The 16,418-nt window shown below is 73.1% G+C and carries 14 protein-coding genes; 8 read left to right on the top strand and 6 right to left on the bottom strand.

Going from position 1 to position 16,418, the window contains the following annotated elements; all coding sequences use genetic code 11:
• Nucleotides 1-55: 55 nt before the first annotated feature.
• Nucleotides 56-481 (bottom strand): hypothetical protein, encoded by a 426-nt coding sequence (locus MNZ29_RS15050; protein ID WP_242355712.1) that lies wholly within the window; start codon nt 479-481, stop codon nt 56-58.
• Between the two features lie 209 nt (nt 482-690).
• Here MNZ29_RS15050 and MNZ29_RS15045 point away from each other — a divergent pair, with 209 nt between their 5' ends.
• The 3 genes from MNZ29_RS15045 to MNZ29_RS15035 all read left to right on the top strand — a co-directional run bounded on the left by MNZ29_RS15045 (nt 691) and on the right by MNZ29_RS15035 (nt 3,733).
• Nucleotides 691-1,467: a hypothetical protein gene (locus MNZ29_RS15045; RefSeq protein WP_242355710.1), complete on the top strand. Its 777-nt coding sequence runs from the start codon at nt 691-693 to the stop codon at nt 1,465-1,467.
• A gap of 125 nt (nt 1,468-1,592) precedes the next feature.
• Nucleotides 1,593-2,900: a DUF190 domain-containing protein gene (locus MNZ29_RS15040; RefSeq protein ID WP_242355708.1), complete on the top strand. Its 1,308-nt coding sequence runs from the start codon at nt 1,593-1,595 to the stop codon at nt 2,898-2,900.
• Nucleotides 2,901-3,010: 110 nt separating this feature from the next.
• A complete protein-coding gene (locus MNZ29_RS15035) occupies nt 3,011-3,733 on the top strand; it encodes a YebC/PmpR family DNA-binding transcriptional regulator (protein WP_242355707.1) in 723 nt (240 codons plus the stop codon).
• 49 nt (nt 3,734-3,782) lie between these two features.
• On the opposite strand, the gene MNZ29_RS15030 is transcribed toward MNZ29_RS15035, so the two are convergent.
• From MNZ29_RS15030 to MNZ29_RS15015, 4 genes are all read right to left on the bottom strand, one after another.
• A complete protein-coding gene (locus MNZ29_RS15030) occupies nt 3,783-4,415 on the bottom strand; it encodes a cyclopropane-fatty-acyl-phospholipid synthase family protein (protein ID WP_242355705.1) in 633 nt (210 codons plus the stop codon).
• A gap of 91 nt (nt 4,416-4,506) precedes the next feature.
• Nucleotides 4,507-5,073, bottom strand: coding sequence for a hemerythrin domain-containing protein (locus MNZ29_RS15025; RefSeq protein WP_242333584.1), 567 nt, complete (start codon nt 5,071-5,073; stop codon nt 4,507-4,509).
• A gap of 204 nt (nt 5,074-5,277) precedes the next feature.
• The gene (locus MNZ29_RS15020) at nt 5,278-6,705 is read right to left on the bottom strand and encodes an FAD-binding oxidoreductase (protein ID WP_242333587.1); all 1,428 of its coding nucleotides are present in this window, start codon (nt 6,703-6,705) and stop codon (nt 5,278-5,280) included.
• 377 nt (nt 6,706-7,082) lie between these two features.
• A complete protein-coding gene (locus MNZ29_RS15015) occupies nt 7,083-7,832 on the bottom strand; it encodes a sulfite exporter TauE/SafE family protein (RefSeq protein ID WP_242333590.1) in 750 nt (249 codons plus the stop codon).
• 299 nt (nt 7,833-8,131) lie between these two features.
• Here MNZ29_RS15015 and MNZ29_RS15010 point away from each other — a divergent pair, with 299 nt between their 5' ends.
• The 4 genes from MNZ29_RS15010 (at nt 8,132) to MNZ29_RS14995 (ending at nt 13,036) form a co-directional block, all read left to right on the top strand.
• Nucleotides 8,132-9,358, top strand: coding sequence for an ABC transporter substrate-binding protein (locus tag MNZ29_RS15010; protein ID WP_242355703.1), 1,227 nt, complete (start codon nt 8,132-8,134; stop codon nt 9,356-9,358).
• 93 nt (nt 9,359-9,451) lie between these two features.
• Nucleotides 9,452-10,330 (top strand): branched-chain amino acid ABC transporter permease, encoded by an 879-nt coding sequence (locus tag MNZ29_RS15005; RefSeq protein ID WP_242355701.1) that lies wholly within the window; start codon nt 9,452-9,454, stop codon nt 10,328-10,330.
• A 16-nt stretch (nt 10,331-10,346) separates the two neighbouring features.
• Nucleotides 10,347-12,308, top strand: coding sequence for an ATP-binding cassette domain-containing protein (locus MNZ29_RS15000; protein ID WP_242333599.1), 1,962 nt, complete (start codon nt 10,347-10,349; stop codon nt 12,306-12,308).
• 11 nt (nt 12,309-12,319) lie between these two features.
• Nucleotides 12,320-13,036 (top strand): ABC transporter ATP-binding protein, encoded by a 717-nt coding sequence (locus tag MNZ29_RS14995; RefSeq protein ID WP_242355700.1) that lies wholly within the window; start codon nt 12,320-12,322, stop codon nt 13,034-13,036.
• A gap of 6 nt (nt 13,037-13,042) precedes the next feature.
• Here the strand turns inward: MNZ29_RS14995 and MNZ29_RS14990 are convergent, their stop codons facing one another.
• Nucleotides 13,043-13,480 carry a response regulator gene (locus tag MNZ29_RS14990; protein WP_242333606.1) on the bottom strand — a complete coding sequence of 146 codons (438 nt, stop codon included), beginning with the start codon at nt 13,478-13,480 and terminating at the stop codon, nt 13,043-13,045.
• A gap of 316 nt (nt 13,481-13,796) precedes the next feature.
• Here MNZ29_RS14990 and MNZ29_RS14985 point away from each other — a divergent pair, with 316 nt between their 5' ends.
• Nucleotides 13,797-16,133, top strand: a complete 2,337-nt coding sequence (locus MNZ29_RS14985) for a CARDB domain-containing protein (protein WP_242333609.1) — start codon at nt 13,797-13,799, stop codon at nt 16,131-16,133.
• The last annotated feature ends 285 nt before the right edge of the window (nt 16,134-16,418 follow it).

Raw genomic sequence — 16,418 nt, 5'->3', positions numbered from 1 at the left:
CTCGCGAGCGACAGCCCGAGCAGGGCGACCGCGACGGCGGGGGCGAGCATCGTCGCTAGCGGCGGCCGGTGTTGGTGGGCGGGACGTACGGGGTCGGCTGGCTCCGCGTCGTGCGCGCGGTCTCCGCCCGGGTCTGGCCCGCGGCGGCGTGCGCGTCGGAGCTCGCGGCGCCCGCGGCGCTCGCAGCGGCGGCGTGCGCGGCGGCGTTCGCAGCGTGCGCCCGCGCGTCGCGGGCCGAGTCCTGCGCCTGGGCGTGGGCGGCGCGCCGCGCGTCGCCCTGCTTGCCGAACGCGATGTTCTCGTGGACGTAGGTGGCGCGCTCCGAGGCCTGGCTCGGCAGCGTGGGCGGCGTCGCGGGCGCGTCGGCCTTGTCGGCGAGGGCGCCGTCCGCAGCGTCCTTCGTCTCCACGTCGTCGGCGAGCCCGGCCCGGGCGAAGAGGATCCCTGCGAGTGCGGCGGTGATGACCCACATGCGCTTCATGCTTGTCTCTCCTTTTTGGCCGCACCGAGCGGCCGGCTGCCCGAAGAGCAACCGGTATGCCGCGCGGATCCTCGCGAGATCACGTGCCCTCCCTCGATGCGCCCGTACGCCGCGGTACAGGTGTTCGTACCGGTGCGTACGGCCCGCGCTCCCACGCGGGGCGCTCGAGCCGAGGGGTGAGCACCTTTGGACTCGTGAGCCGTACCGCCGTGGCCTTGCTGCTCCTCGCCCTCGCCTTTCCGGCGACGGCGGTCGAGGTGCGCTCGCCGCCCGGCGCGCTGCACGGCTTCCCCTCCATGTCCGACGCGCGGGGCGCGGTGGTCGCCGACGGCGAGCTCTCCCAGGAGCGCCGCGGAGACCGGCTCGTCGTTCACGCCCGATGGGTGTTCCGCGACGGGCGGCAGGCGGAGGAGACCGACACGTTCCGGGTCGGGGCCGAGCTCGAGCAGGAGCGGTTCGCCTGGGTCGAGACGCTGCGCGGCGAGGAGCAGCGCCGGTTCGAGGTGGACTTCGCCACCGGCGAGGCGCGTTCGGTCGTCCGGCGCGGAGATCGGATGGAGCGAGAGCGCGCGAAGCTCGACCTCCCGGCCGGCCGCTCGTTCGCAGGCTACGGCACGGCCCTCGCGGCGAGTCAGCTCCCCCTCGAGCCGGGTGGAGCGTCGGAGCTCACCTTCGTCGCGTTCACGCCGAAGCCGCGCGTGGTGACCCTCGTGGTACGCGACGACGGCCCGGAGGACATCCCTGCGGCGGAGCGGCGGATCGCGTGCGACCGCTTCACGCTCCACCCGAAGCTCCCCCTCCCCCTCCGCCCGTTCGTGCACGCGCCGGACGCGCACCTCTGGTTCACGCGGCGTGCGCCGCGGGCGCTCGTCCGCGCTGAGCAGGAGCTCGTGGCGAAGGACGATCCGCGGGTCGTCATCGACGTGATCCCGCGCGGAAGCGTTCAGGCGCGCTCCCCTGGCCGCCGCTCGCCAGCCGGCCGCTGATCCCCCAGGGGTCCTCGCCGGCACCCCGATCGCGCCTGCCCGAACAGACCGCGTGCCCTAGGATCCGGACGGGCGCCCGCCTCGGCGTGGTTCGGGCGGGATCTCGACCGGCCCGGGGGTGAAGGATGGGCATCGACCTCGTCGGCAAGGCGAAGCGCGTCCGCGTCTACACGAGCGAGGACGACCGCGTCGGGCGGAGCCCGGCGGCGCACGCGGTCCTCGAGTACCTGCGCCGGGAGAACGCGCAGGGCGCGACGCTCCTCCGCGCGGCGAGCGGCTTCGGCGCCGCGGGGGAGCTCCACACCGCCGGGCTCGTCGACATCGCGCCCCACCTGCCGGTGATCGTGGAATGGATCGACCGGCCCGAGGTGGTCGAGCGGCTCCTGCCCCGGGTGAAGGAGCTCGTGCCGCACGGCCTCATCACCGTGGACGACACCGAGATCGTGCTGCACGCGCCGCACCCGGTGCGGGACCTCCCCGCGACGATGACCGCCGCCGACGTGATGTCGCGCGACGTGGTCTCGGCGGCGAGCGACACGCCCCTGCGCGAGGTCGTGGAGGCGCTGCTCGGCAAGCCGTACCGCGCCGTCCCGGTCGTCGACGACGGCGTGCCCGTCGGGATCGTCACGGGCTCGGATCTCGTCCGCAAGGGCGGCCTCGGCGTGCGGCTCGATCTCGCCGCGACCCTCGAGCGCCCGGAGCTGCAGGAGCTCCTGCAGCGGCTCTCCCGCTCGAGCCTCGTCGCCGCCGACGTCATGACGCGGCCCCCGGTGACGGTCGAGGCCGGGACGCCGCTGCCGGACGTGGCCGCGCGGATGGCGCGACTGCGCCTGAAGCGGATGCCGGTCGTGAGCGACCACGGCAAGCTCGTCGGCGTCGTGGCCCGCGTCGATCTGCTCCGGGCCGCGGCCCGCAGCCTCGACACCGCCGCGCCGGGCTCGGGGGCGGCGGCGCGGGCCCTCGGCCTCGCCCGGGACACTCCGCTCGCGCGCGTGATGCGCCGTGACTTCCCCCTCGTGCGGCCGGAGACGCCGCTCGCGGAGGTGTTCCAGGCCGTCGTCGCGACGCGGCTGAACCGAGCCCTGGTGGTGGACGCCGAGCACCGGGTGGTGGGGCTCGTCACGGACGCGGAGCTGCTCGAGCGGATCACCCCCGCGCTCAGGCCGGGCGCGCTGCGCTCGCTCATGAGCCGGCTCCCGTTCGCGCACCCTGGGCCGGAGGAGGCCACGCTGGAGCGTCACGCCCACGCGCGCACGGCGGCGGATCTGATGACGAGCGAGGTCGCCCTCGCCCGCGAGGACACGCCCGTCGCCGAGGCGATCGGCCTCATGCTGGCGGGTAACCACAAGGTCCTCGCCGTGACCGACGCGGGCGGGCACCTCGTCGGCATGGTGGACCGCTCGGACCTGCTGCACGGCCTCATCCCAGGCTAGCAGGCGCGAAGGGCGCGGGCGCGCGGAGCTTGCGCGCGGGTGGCCGTGTGAGATATCCGCCCGTCCGGGGGCGCGAGGGACGGCCTCGCCCCGCGCCGAGAGAGGGACGCATGGGACGCATCTTCGAGACTCGCAAGGCCACGATGTTCGCCCGCTGGAACCGGATGGCGAAGGTCTTCACCCGGATCAGCAAGGACATCGCCATCGCCGTGAAGGGGAGCGGGCCCAACCCGGACAACAACCCCGCGCTCCGGCGCGCGCTGCAGAACGCCCGCGGCGCCAACATGCCGAAGGACAAGATCGAGGCCGCCATCAAGCGGGCGAGCGGCCAGGACCAGCAGGCGTACGAGGTGGTCGTCTACGAGGGCTACGCGCCGCACGGCGTCGCCGTGATGGTGGAGACCGCCACCGACAACGTGGTCCGGACCGTGGCGAACGTCCGGATGCACTTCAAGAACAACGGCGGCAACCTCGGCACGACCGGCAGCGTGGCGTTCCAGTTCCGCAGGATGGGCGTCTTCCGCCTCGCGCCCGAGGGGATCGACCTCGACGCGATCGAGCTCGACCTCATCGATCACGGCCTCGAGGAGATGGGCGAGGGGACCGGCGAGAAGGGCGAGAAGCAGATCGTCATCCGCAGCGCGTTCGAGAGCTTCGGCCAGCTCCAGGCGGCCATCGAGGAGCGGAAGCTCCCCCTCCTCTCCGCCGAGTCGGAGTACGTGGCCCAGACGCCGGTCGAGCTCCCGGAGGACCAGGCGAAGGAGGTCCTCGAGCTGGTGGACGCGCTCGAGCAGGACGAGGACGTCCAGCGCGTCTTTCACAACCTCGCCTGAGGCACCGCGGCGCGATCGCCGGTGCCACCGGACGATTCCGGGCGCCGCGCTAGCGCGACGCGCGCTCCGGGATGATCCAGAGGAACACCCGCGCGCCGCCGGCGACGGCGGTGCGCTGGGGCTCCCAGTCGCCCATGTCGTGGGCGTGGGAGACGACCCGCGTGCCCGGCCGGAGCTCCCGGAGCAGCTTCGGCCGGAGCCGCAGGTTCACCTCGGGCCACAGGTACAGCATCACGACCGTCGCCGGCCCGAGGTCGGTCTCGAAGAGATCGCCCTCGCGGAGCTCCACCTTCTCCTCGACGCCCGCGGCGCGCGCGTTCTCCCGCGCCTCGCGGATCCGCTGGGGATCGAGGTCCACGCCGACCGCGCGGGCGCCGCGCTTCGCCGCGGCGATCACGATCCGCCCATCGCCGCAGCCGAGGTCGTAGACCACGTCCCCGGCCCGGACGTCCGCGAGCGCGAGCATCCGGTCGACCACCTCGGGGGCGCTCGGCTCGTAGGGGACGTCCAGCTTCGGCGCAGGCGCGGCGCTGCCCCGTCCCGGCGCGGCGAGGGCAGCCCCGCCCGAGCCCGGCGCGGCGACGACGAGGAGCGCGAGCGCCAGGAGCGCGCGCGCGGCGCTCCTCCTCCGCGGAGCGTCCCGATCCCCGGCCGAAGACCGCACGGCCCCTTCGCCCGCCATGACCACCTCCGCGCCTCGCCCTGTCGGCGCGAAGATGCGTTGCGGCCTCGCGCGGCGCATCCCGCAGGAGAGGCGTCGCCCCGGACGCGAACTACCGCGCCGGCGGCGCCGCGCGCGCAGCGGGGCCCGGCGGCTCGACCACGCCGCGGCGCGCGCGGATCTCCCGGACGATCTCGCCGTCCACGGACCTTTCGAGGAGCCGGCGCATGGCGGGGAAGATGACCTTCTCCTCCCGCTCGAGGTGCGCGACGAAGTGCCGCTCGAGCTCCGCCGTGGCGGCGCCGACGACGGGCGCGAGCGCCGCCAGGCGGCCCGGCTCGCGCGCGAGCTCCTCGCACGCGCCCACGAGGATCGCGAGCGGCGCCTCGTGCTCGGCGTGCTCCCGCGTCATCGTGTCGAGCTCCGCATCCACGGCCGGGTCGCGCCCGCGCAGCCGCGGCAGGATCGAGCGCTCCTCGTCCTGCGCGTGGAGCGGCAGCGCCTGCGTGAAGTAGCGGCGCACGCGGGCCGCCGCCTCGGGGACCGCGGCTGCCTCGGCCGGGCCCGCCTCGGCGATCCGGCGCGCGAGGCCGAGGAAGGAGCGGATGCGCTCGTGGCATTCGAGCAGGAGGTCGACCGAGTCTCCGGGCGCCGCGGTGCCTCCGATGCGGGTCAGCATGTGCTCGCCTCCTCGTCCGTCCGGGACGCTTCGCACGGCGGCGTGCCGCGCTCGCGCGATTCAATGCGAAGCCCCTGCCATCCGCAGGATCCCGCCGGATCCGTGGGATCTGCGCGGGCCACGCGAGCGAGGCACCCGGATTTCGGTGAGGCAGCACGCGCCGTCGGTGGTGCACTGTCCCCGCGGTGCTCGCCGCCCGCGCCGCTACGGGGCGGGGCGGATGTTCTGGTTCAGGCGGAAGAGGTTGTCTGGGTCGTACTTCGCCTTGATCCTGGCGAGCCGCTCGTAGTTCGGGCCGTAGGCGCCTTGCACGCGCTGGGCCTCGTCGTCCGGCATGAAGTTCACGTAGACGCCGCCGGTCGCGTGCGGGGTGAGCGCGTCGAAGAGCGAGCGCGTCCAGCGCACGCACTCCGCGTCCTGGCCACGGTCGGTCCAGCGGGTGTGGACGTTCACGAACAGGCGCACGTCACGGCGCGAGTAGGCGGTGGCCTCCGCCGGCACCCGGCTGATCGCGCCCCCGAGCGTGCCGATGAACACCTCGCACTCTGGAGACGGCAGCCGCCGGACGTGGTCCAGCAGGATGTCGATCGCCGCGTCGTCGAGCTCGCGCAGGTCGTGGGACTTCCAGTAGTTGCGGGCGCCGGGGGCGAGGAGCGGGTCGAAGGCCGTCTGCCACGCCACGAAGGGCGCGGGGCCGATCACGTCGGCGATGGGCTGCCCCAGGGCGCGGAGCGGAGCGAGCGCCTTCACTCCCTCCTCCGGCACCTCGCCCACGTAGCATGCGGCGAACACCAGGACCTCCTTGCCGTGGACCTCCGGAGGGAGGAACGGGAGCGGCGGCGCCTTGCGCATCACCACCCAGGCGGTCACGTCGTCTGGGGCGCCGGCGACGAAGCCTCGATAGCCCTTCAGGAGCTCCTTCGCGCGGGAGAACGGGTGGACGACCAGCCCGGCGAGCACCATCGGCCCGAGCGGATGGAGGCGGAACTCGAACGACGTCACCACGCCGAAGTTCCCGCCGCCGCCGCGGATCGCCCAGAAGAGGTCGGCGTTCTCGTCCTCTCTCGCCTGGAGGAGCCTGCCGTCGGCGGTGACCACGTCGGCCGAGAGCAGGTTGTCGATCGCGAGCCCCAGCTTCCGGCTCGTCCAGCCGAACCCGCCCCCCAGCGTCAGCCCGGCCACCCCGGTGGTCGAGTTGATGCCGAGCGGCGTCACGAGCCCGAACGCCTGGGCCTCACGGTCGAACTCACCCAGGGTGACGCCCGGCTCGACGCGCGCGGTCCGCCGGGCGGCGTCGATCCGCACCGACTTCATCGGCGTGAGGTCGAGGGTGAGGCCGCCCTCGCACACCGCGTTCCCGGCGACGTTGTGCCCGCCCCCACGCACCGACAAGAGGACCCCGTGCTCGCGCGCGAAGTCTACCGTCCGCATGACGTCGGCCGCTCCGGCGGCGCGCACCACCGCGCCGGGGTGCTTGTCCACCATGGCGTTCCACAGGGTGCGCGCCTGCTCGTAGCCCGGCTCGCCCCGGAGGCAGAGCGCGCCGCGCAGCTTCTCGCGGAGCGGAGCCAGCAGCTCCGGGGTCAGCAGGGGAACCTCGGCGCGATCGGGCTTCACCATCACGTTCGCCATGTCCGGACCTCCCGTGCCCGCGCGGCGGCCGCGCAGGGAACTCCCGCGGCGGAGCGCCGCGCGGTGTGGCCCACGCATGTATCGGCGCCCGGAGCGAGACCAGGTCGCGTCATCGGTTGGTTGGGTCGTAAGCGGACGCTGGGTGCCGGCCGAGAGATCGCCCACCGAACGAACGGACCGGGCACGCTCCGGGCGCCCGGGTGGGCGAGATCGGGCGCCGTGTCCGTGATCGCCCGTAGCCTCGATGGGCGAGGTCGCCGCGGTGTCCGTGATTGCACGGAGCCTCGATGGCGTGCTCGTGCTCCGTGCCCCGAGCGCACTTCACCGGCTCCGGATGTTTGACCGGCGCGCGTGCTCCGGTGCGGGCGGCGGCGCCCTCAGGCGCGCAGCCAGAAGAGCGCCGCCATCAAGAGGCCCGTCGCCACGATCCCTCCGCGCAGCCACGCGCCCGGGACCCTGCGAGCGGCTCGCGCTCCCAGGTAGCCGCCCGCGATCGAGCCCACCATCATGAGCGCCCCCTCGCGCCACAGGACGATCCCGCCGAAGGCGTAGAGGCCCACCGCGATCGCGGAGAGGACCGCGGAGAGGAGGTTCTTGAGCCCGTTCATCGCGTTCAGGTTCGTCTGCCCGAGCACCGCGAACAGCGCGAGGAGCAGCACGCCGAGCCCGCCGTTGAAGTACCCGCCGTAGACCGAGACCGCGAGCACGCCCATCGCCGCTCCGCGCGCTCCGGCGCCGCCGCCCGCGCGCGCCGCGCGCAGGAGCCGCGGCGCGGCGGCGAAGAGGGCGGTCGCGGCGAGGAGCAGCCACGGGACGATGCGGCGGAACGCGGGCGCCGGCGTGAGGAGGAGGAGCGCCGCGCCGAGCGCGCCCCCCGCCGCGCCGAGCGCGAGGAGCGCCGGGAACGACAGCCCCGGGGGCGGGCGTAGCTCCTCCCGGAAGCCCCAGGTGCCCGACAGGTAGCCCGGCAGGAGCGCGAAGGTGCCGGTGGCGTTCGCGGCGAGCGGTGCCGCTCCGGTGAGGACGAGCGCCGGCAGCGTGAGGAAGCTGCCGCCGCCGGCCACCGCGTTGAGCGCGCCGGCCACGAACGCGGCGGACGACAGCAGGGCGACCTCACCGAGGCTCATGCGCGTCGCACCCGCGCCTGCGCGCAGCATTCGCGTGCCCCGCCTCCCCTGGGGCGCCCGCGACCCATGGGCCGCCACGGCGGTCGACCGTGAGTCCAGAGCCGTCGCGATCCGTCGAGAACATCCGTGTTCACGCTCGAATCCCTCGCCGTTTTCCCAGGCTCCGATCCCTCGTCGAACCCGCTGCGCGCTCCCGCGCGCCGCGGATCTTTCGTGTTACCGTACCGCGCCGCTGCTGGATTTGCGTCTCCCGAACCCGTTTTTTGCGCTCCTCGCGTTCACCCGCTCCAGGGGATCACATGACGAAGCTCTTCGGAACGCTGCTGCTCTGCGCCCTCTCCCTCCCAGTCTCCGCCGCCGACTCCGTGAAGATCGCCGTCACCGGCCCGTTCACCGGCGGCTCCGCCCCGATGGGCGCGTCCATGCGCGACGGCGCCAAGCTCGCCATCGCCGAGATCAACGCCGCGGGCGGCATCCAGGTCGGCGACAAGAAGCTCAAGATCGAGGCCGTCGAGCGCGACGACGAGGCGAAGAACGAGCGCGGGGCGCTCATCGCCCAGGAGCTCGCCGCCATGCCGGACCTCTCCGGCGTCATCGGCTCCGTGAACACGGGCGTGGTGCTCGCGGGCGACAAGCACCTCCAGGACCGGGGCATCGTGAAGATCATCACCCCTGCGGCGGGCTCCGCCTCGATGACCCAGTGGGCGAAGGGCGCAGAGGGCCCGAAGACGCTCTCGATGTTCCGCTTCGCGGCGCACGACGGCATCCAGGCGGCCATGGTGGTCGAGGAGGCGGTCAACCGGAAGTACACGAAGGTCGCGCTGCTGCACGACGCGACGAACTACGGCGTCTCCGGCCGTGACGACCTCGTCCGCCAGATGAAGCTGCAGGGCGACAAGCTCCAGGTGGTCGCCACCGAGAAGTTCAACATCGGCGACAAGGACATGACCGCCCAGCTCCTCCGCGCGAAGGCCGGCGGCGCCCAGGCGATCCTGATCTGGGGCATCGGGCCCGAGATGGCGGCCGTCGCGAACGGCATGGCCAAGCTCGGCATGAAGGTGCCGCTCATCGGCGGCTGGACGCTCTCCATGTCGAACTTCATCGACAACGCCGGCAAGAACGGCAACGGCACGCTCATGCCGCAGACGTTCATCGAGGAGCCCATCACCCCGAAGGCCAAGGCCTTCATCGCGGCCTACCACAAGGCCTACGGCGTCACGCGCATCCCCTCCCCCGTGTCGGCCGCGCAGGGCTACGACGCGGTGTACATGTTCGCCGCGGCGGTCAAGCAGGCGAAGAGCACCGACAGCCAGAAGATCCGCGAGGCGCTCGAGGACCTGACGGAGCCGGTGAGCGGCGTCATCGCCACCTGGAAGAAGCCCTACTCGAAGTGGGATCCGTCGAACGTCGAGACCCACGAGGCGTTCCGCCGCGAGCAGGTCGTGATGGGGATGATCCAGGACGGCCGCGTCGTGTTCGCGAACGAGCGCGATCGCGCCCGCCTGCAGAAGAACGGCAACATGTAGCCTCCGGCGAGGGGGAGGAGGGCCGCCCTCCTCCCCTCCCCCGTTCTCTTCGTTCTCCTCCGGTCTCCTCCCCGCACCTCGGATCCCGCGCCCGTGCCCGCCTCGATCGTCGCCCAGATGGCCATCAGCGGGGCGCTGATGGGCCTCGTCTACGCCCTCATCGCCTACGGCTTCCAGCTCACCTACGCCACGAGCAAGAGCATCAACTTCGGGCAGGGCGAGCTCGTGATGGTGTCGGCGTTCTTCAGCCTCACGCTCCTCGACCTGGGCCTCTCCTACTGGCTCGTGCTCCCCGCCGGCCTCCTCTTCGGCGCGGCGCTCGGCCTCGTGGTCGAGCGCGCCGGCGTGCGGCTCGCGCTGGAGCAGAAGAGCGAGGGCTGGATCCTGCTCACCATCATCCTCGGCCTGTTCTTCTTCTCGGCCGCGGAGAACATCTGGGGCCGCGACGACCGGCCGTTCCCGACGCCCATCCCCTCCGACTCCATCCACGTGCTCGGCGTGGACGTGACGCCGCTCGAGCTGTCGGTCGCGGTCGGCGTCCTCGCCGTGATGGGCCTCATCGAGCTCCTCAAGCGCCGGACCCTGCTCGGGAAGGCGTTCGAGGCGGTGTCGGTGGATCGCGACGCCGGGGAGCTCATGGGCATCTCCGCGAAGCGGACGGTGATGCTCTCGTACGCGCTGTCCGGCGCGGTGGCCGCCCTCGCCGGCATCCTCGTCTCGCCCATCACCACGGTCGGGCCGACGATGGCCTCGGCGCTCGTGCTGAAGGCGTTCTCGGTGGCGGTGGTGGCGGGCCTCGACTCCGGGTTCGGCGTGGTGCTCGTCGGGATGTTCCTCGGCGCCCTCGAGACGCTCGCGAGCTTCTACGTCGGGAGCGGCTGGCGCGAGGCGCCCGGCCTCGTCCTCCTCATCCTGGCCCTGGCCGTGCGCCCCACCGGCGTGTTCGGCAAGGCCGCCATCCGCAAGGTCTGACGGGAGCGCTCGCGCCATGTGGAAACGGCTGTTCCTCGTCCGCGGTGCCGAGCTCCTGCTGTTCGCGTCCCTCGCGGCGCTCCCCCTCGCCGTGGCGAGCCCGTACGCGCTCGGGCTCCTCACGCTCCTCGCCATCTACGGCATCCTCCTCATCGGCCTCGACGTCACGGTCGGCTACCTCGGCCAGGTGAACCTCGCCCAGGCGGCGTTCCTCGGCCTCGGCGCGTACGCCGCCGCGATCGTCGTCACCCACACCGGCCTGGGCCTGGTCGGCGCGCTCCTCGTCGCGCCCACCGTGTGCTTCGTGCTCGGCGCGCTCCTCGCGCTCCCGGCGCTCCGGCTCGAGGGGCCGCAGTTCGCGCTCGCGACCCTGAGCTTCACGGCGCTCGCGACCACCGCCCTGAACGAGCTCGAGTGGCTGACGCAGGGCGCCCAGGGCTTCAGCCTCTCCCGCCCGCCGCTCCTCGGCCACGCCCTCGGGGCGCGCGCGTTCTACTGGATGTGCGTGGCGCTCCTCGCGATGGTCTGGATCGCGATGCGGAACCTGCTCTCGTCGCAGTGGGGCCGCGCGTTCGAGGCGCTGCGAGACAGCCCCATCGCCACCGACGCGATGGGCGTCGGCACCTACCGCCACAAGGTCGCCGCGTTCGCGTTCGGCTCCGGGCTCGGCGGCCTCGCGGGCGCGCTCTACGCGTTCAACTTCCAGTACCTCCAGCCGCAGAGCTTCGTGTACGAGCTCACGGTGATCCTGCTGCTCGGGGTCGTGCTCGGCGGGAGGAAGAGCCTGTGGGGCGCGTTCGTGGGCGCCTCGCTCGTGGCGCTCCTCCCGAACCTGCTCTCCAACCGGACGCTCTTCCAGGCGTTCTCCGCGCTCGGGCTCGCCGTCGCCCTCGCCGCGGGCGCGCGCGGGCTCTTCCGGCGCACGATGCGGCCGTTCCAGGCGATCGCCCCGGTGGTCGCGACCTCCGCGCTCGTGGTGGGCGGGCTCGTCGTCGAGAACACCGAGGACTGGCGCAAGGCGATCTTCGCCTTGATGCTGTTCTCGGTGGTGGTGGGGCTGCCCGAGGGGCTCATGGGCTTCGCCACCCGCTTCCTCGCGCAGCTCCTCCGCATCGCCCCGCCGCCGCTCCCGCCCCCTTCGCCCCTCGACGAGGTCCTCCCGGCCCGGCTCGCCGACGGCGCCGTGCTCCTCGAGCTGCGCGACCTCCGGCGGCACTTCGGCGGCGTGAAGGCGGTCGACGGCGTCTCCCTCGCGGTGCGCGCCGGGCACGTCCACGGCCTCATCGGCCCGAACGGCTCCGGCAAGAGCACGCTCGTGAACGTGATCTCCGGCCTCTACACGCCGACCTCGGGCGAGGCGCTGCTCAGGGGCAGCCCGCTCCCCCACGGCAGCCTCGTCCGCGTCGCCCGGGCGGGCGTCGCCCGCACGTTCCAGAACCTCCAGCTCTTCACCGGGCTCACCGCGCTCGAGAACGTGATGGTCGCGCTCACGGGCGTGTACCGGGCCCCCCTGCCGTTCGTGCTGCTCGGCCTCGGCCGCGCGGAGGACCGGCGCGCGCGCGCCGACGCCCTGGCGCTGCTCGAGCTCGTCGGGCTGCGGGAGCAGGCGCGCACCCCCGCGAAGGACCTCACCTACGGCGCGCAGCGCTTCCTCGAGATGGCCCGGGCCCTCGCGCGGAAGCCCGAGGTCCTCATCCTCGACGAGCCCGCCGCCGGCCTCGCCCACCCGGACGTGGTGAAGCAGGTGGAGGTCATCCGCCGGATCCGCGAGCGCGGCGTGACCATCGTGCTCATCGAGCACCACATGGACGTGGTGACGCAGCTCTGCGACGTGGTGACCGCGCTCGACGGCGGCAAGCTCATCGCGGAGGGCTCGCCCGACGAGGTGAAGCGCCACCCCAAGGTCATCGAGGCCTACCTCGGCAACGTCGGGGACGCCGCCCTGCCCGCGCCGCCCGCCGGCGCACGGATCTCGTGAGGGAGAGCGCGATGCTGCTCGTGGAGGACGTGTACGCGGGGTACGGCCTGAGCGAGGTGCTGCTCGGGACCTCGCTCGCCGTGAAGCCCGGGACGGTGGTCGCGCTCATCGGCGCGAACGGCGCGGGCAAGACCACGACGATGCGCGCCATCTCGGGGCTCATCCGGCCGGCGCGCGGCCGCGTGCTCCTCGACGGGGAGCCCGTCGGCGGCCTCCCGGCGTCGCGGATCGCCCGGCTCGGGCTCGCGCACGCGCCGGAGGGGCGCAAGGTGTTCGGCACGCTCTGCGTGGAGGACAACCTGCTCCTCGGCGCCTACGGCCGGCTGCCGCGCTTCTTCGGCTTCCGCGGCCGGGCGGCGGCCGATCTCGAGCGCGTGTACGGGCTCTTCCCGCGCCTGCGCGAGCGGCGCAGGCAGCTCGCCGGGACCCTCTCGGGCGGCGAGCAGCAGATGCTCGCCATCGGCCGGGCCCTGATGGCACGGCCCAAGGTGATGCTGCTCGACGAGCCTTCGATGGGGCTCGCGCCGGTGATCGTGCAGGAGGTCTTCCGCACGATCCGCCAGCTCAAGGCGGAGGGCATGACGATGCTGCTCGTCGAGCAGTTCGCGAAGACGGCGCTCGAGGTGGCCGACTACGCTTACGTGATGGAGCGCGGCCGCATCGCCATCGAGGGCACCCCCGCCGAGCTGCGCCGCGACGAGCGGCTGCTCGCGGCGTATCTCGGGTAGCGGGCTTCAATCTCCGGAGACGAGCCGCGCGAGCTCGCGCTCGAGCAGGTCGGGCCGGAACGGCTTCGCGAAGGTCCGGTCCGCGTCGAGGGCCGGCTCGTCCTCGAGGTAGGCGCTCGCGACGATCACCCGTCGGTCGCGGTGCTTGGGCTCCGAGCGGAGCCAGTCCAGGAAGGCCCGACCGTCCATCCGCGGCATCGTCAGGTCGAGCAGGATCACGTCGGGCTCGAGGCCCGCCTCGAGCAGCTCGACCGCGTCCTGCCCGTCGGCCGCCTCGACCACGTGGTAGCTCTTGCTCTCGAGCCAGCGCGCGATGAGCTCGCGCAGCTCGTGCTCGTCCTCCACCACGAGCACGCTCGCTCGGGGGTCGAGGCGCGGTTCGTGCTCCTCGACTCCGGCGGTCGAGGTCTCGGCCCCCGGTTGAGCTTCCTGCTGCTGGATCACGGTTCGTCGCCCCCTTCGCCGAACCGTGGCGACTCGACGCGCGCGGCGCAAGGGCAACGGGCGCGGGAACGGGCGCCTGCCTGATCGGGCGGCCACCCTGCTCTGTCGAGCGCTCGCCCGCCTTCTTCCAGCGGTTGTCCGGGGGCAAAGTCGCGCGTCGGGACGGCGCGGCTTTTCGCCGCACGGTGCGCGAACATTGACCCACAGCAAACGCGTTCGGGGTAGGCGTCCGTGAGAGCAGGTACGGTATACGCCGGACACCGACCGTGAACGTCGGCAGGCGCCGCAAGGGCGGCGCGCGAAAGGGGTCTCGACGATGAGCTCTCGATGGATGGTCTACCTCGCGGCGCTGGCGCTCGCCGGCACCGCCTCCGCGGCGCCCGGCGACTTCATCGCCCAGATCGGCAGCTCCGGCGCGGGCGCGGGCCAGCTCGACGCGCCCTCGGGCGCGGCGGTGGACAGCGCCGGCAACGTCTACGTGACCGACACCGCCAACGCGCGCGTGGAGGTCTTCTCGCGCGACGGCCAGTTCCTGCGCGCGTGGGGGAGCCTCGGCAGCGCGAACGGGCAGCTCGACGGCCCGACCGGCATCGCCGTCTGCGAGCCGACCGTCTTCGTCGCCGACACGAACAACAACCGCGTCCAGGTGTTCGACACGGCCGGGAACCTTTCCGCCGTGTACGGGGGCATGAACGCTCCGCACGGCGTCGCGTGCGACGACATGTTCCTGTACGTCGCGGACACCGGGAATCACCGCATCGCGGTCATGATGCTCGCCGACTACGGACAGGACTTCCCGCCGGTCCCGAACGGCGGCCACGGCAGCGGACCGGGCCAGTACGACTCCCCGACCGACATCGCGCTCGGCCCCGACGGCTCGATCTACGTCGCGGACACCGGGAACGACCGGATCGTCGCCTCGCGGAACGGGGTCTTCGACTTCGGCGGGACCGGCACCGCCGAGGGGCAGCTCCAGCGGCCCACCGGCGTGGAGGTGGACGCCGGCGGCAACGTCTACGTGGCGGACAGCGGCAACGCCCGCGTGCAGGTCTTCGCGCCGTCCGGCGCCTTCGAGACCGCGTTCGGCACGCCGGGCGCGGAGGCGGGCCAGCTCGCGTCGCCCTCGGGCATCGCGTTCGACCGGGGCGGGGCCCGCGTCGTCGTCGCCGACTCCGGCAACGATCGGCTGCAGAGCTTCCAGGCCATGAGCTCGGATCTCGCGGTGACCGGGATCGTGGCCCCGGCGGCCGCGAGCACCCTGCAGCAGCTCTCCTACGCGGTGACCGTCCGGAACGTCGGCCCGGGCGCGCAGGGGTACGTCTGGTTGTACGGCTACCTCTCCAGCGATCCGGTCCTCTCCTCCAACGACGTGCAGACCTGCACCTCCGCCCTCGCGACCCTCGACCCCGGCGCCGAGCAGACGCTGACGGCGAACTGCACGGTCTCCGCCTACGCCGCCGCCGTCTCCGGCCCCGCGTACCTCATCGTCAGGGCGGCCTCCGCCGCCGGCGTGCTCGACCCGAATCCGGCGAACGACACCGCCGCGGTGGCGATCCAGGTCAACGCCCCCGATCTCGCCGTCTCCTCCGTCGCGGCGCCGTCCGCCGCCGGCACGCTCCAGACGATCACCGTGAGCGCCACGGTCGTGAACCAGGGGGCCGGGAACGCGAATCCGTCCGCCCTCTCGCTCACCCTCGTCTCTGCCAGCACCGGCACGATGTTGGTGTCGCTCGGCAACTTCCAGGTCGGCGCGCTCGCGGCCGGCGGGCAGCAGACGGTGAGCACCACCTACACGCTCCCGTCCAACCTCACGGAGGGCTCGTACCTCATTCGCGCCACCGCCGACGGCACCGGGGCGGTCCCGGAGAGCGACGAGTCCAACAACTCCACCTCCCGGCCGCTCACCATCGGCCTGCCGGACCTGACCTTCGGGCCGGTCTCGTTCCCCGCCTCGGCCGCGCAGGGCGACACGGTCCCGGTGACCGTCACCATCGTGAACCAGGGCGCCGGGGACTCGAAGGCGTTCAGCGTGAGCATCGTGCTCACGCGCGACGGCAACGTCTGCACGCGCCGCACCACCTGCGACGAGTCGGACGACGACTGGTGGCTCGGCTACGTCTCCGTGCCCGGCCTCGCCGCGGGGGCACAGGTCACGCTGACCATCCCGACGCCCCTCCCCGCGGACTTCGTGCCGCTCTCGTGGCCCGTGATCGGCCTCATCGACTGGGACAACCGGGTCGCGGAGTCGAACAACGGCAACAACATCATCACGATCGGGTCGATCTCGGTCCTCCCTTCCGCGAGCACGATCATCGTCGGCGTGGACATCAAGCCGGGCAGCTCCCCGAACAGCATCAACCTCGGCTCGAACGGCGTCGTGCCGGTCGCCATCCTCAGCAGCCCGATGTTCGACGCGACGACGGTGGATCCGCTCACCGTGACGCTCGCGAGCTCGCCCATCGTCCTGCGCGGCAACGGGACGCCCTCCGCGTCCGCCGAGGACGTGAACGGTGACGGGCTCCTGGACCTCGTCGTGCAGGTCCAGACCGAGGCGCTCCAGCTCACGACGACGTCCACGTCCGCGGCGCTCCAGGGGCGCACTTACCTGGGGCAGGCGATCGCCGGCAACGACGACGTGAACGTGGTGCCGTAGCCACGAACGAGGGCGCGCAGGCCGGCTCGCGGCGACGCGGGCCGGCCTGCGGTCCTCATCCGATCGCCGGACCGTCCGCCCGCCGGCCAGGTCCCCGGTGGAGACCGGACGGCGAGCCCCCTCCGGAGAGCGACGGCTCCCTGCGGACCCTCCGGCGCGTCCGGGGCTCCGCCCCCCGAGCGAAACGAGGCGCTCGACCGTGCTCGCACGGGCGCGCGCCATTACGCGTCCACCGAGCGACGCCTCGCTCCGCGGCCATGAGCGGCCGCCGCGAGGCGGCGGCGA

Origin of the sequence: Anaeromyxobacter sp. SG64, from assembly GCF_022690745.1 — a bacterium.
Lineage (GTDB): Bacteria > Myxococcota > Myxococcia > Myxococcales > Anaeromyxobacteraceae > Anaeromyxobacter > Anaeromyxobacter soli.
The sequence above is the reverse complement of the archived record's forward strand: the minus strand, read 5'-3'. Positions and strand labels throughout refer to the sequence as shown.

Bases quoted from the DNA above. Each gene is read 5' to 3' on its own strand.
- MNZ29_RS15050 (WP_242355712.1), bottom strand. From the start codon at position 481: ATGAAGCGCATGTGGGTCATCACCGCCGCACTCGCAGGGATCCTCTTC.
- MNZ29_RS15010 (WP_242355703.1), top strand. From the start codon at position 8,132: ATGACGAAGCTCTTCGGAACGCTGCTGCTCTGCGCCCTCTCCCTCCCA.
- MNZ29_RS15035 (WP_242355707.1), top strand. From the start codon at position 3,011: ATGGGACGCATCTTCGAGACTCGCAAGGCCACGATGTTCGCCCGCTGG.
- MNZ29_RS15015 (WP_242333590.1), bottom strand. From the start codon at position 7,832: ATGAGCCTCGGTGAGGTCGCCCTGCTGTCGTCCGCCGCGTTCGTGGCC.
- MNZ29_RS15030 (WP_242355705.1), bottom strand. From the start codon at position 4,415: ATGGCGGGCGAAGGGGCCGTGCGGTCTTCGGCCGGGGATCGGGACGCT.
- MNZ29_RS15025 (WP_242333584.1), bottom strand. From the start codon at position 5,073: ATGCTGACCCGCATCGGAGGCACCGCGGCGCCCGGAGACTCGGTCGAC.
- MNZ29_RS15020 (WP_242333587.1), bottom strand. From the start codon at position 6,705: ATGGCGAACGTGATGGTGAAGCCCGATCGCGCCGAGGTTCCCCTGCTG.
- MNZ29_RS14995 (WP_242355700.1), top strand. From the start codon at position 12,320: ATGCTGCTCGTGGAGGACGTGTACGCGGGGTACGGCCTGAGCGAGGTG.
- MNZ29_RS15040 (WP_242355708.1), top strand. From the start codon at position 1,593: ATGGGCATCGACCTCGTCGGCAAGGCGAAGCGCGTCCGCGTCTACACG.
- MNZ29_RS15000 (WP_242333599.1), top strand. From the start codon at position 10,347: ATGTGGAAACGGCTGTTCCTCGTCCGCGGTGCCGAGCTCCTGCTGTTC.
- MNZ29_RS14985 (WP_242333609.1), top strand. From the start codon at position 13,797: ATGAGCTCTCGATGGATGGTCTACCTCGCGGCGCTGGCGCTCGCCGGC.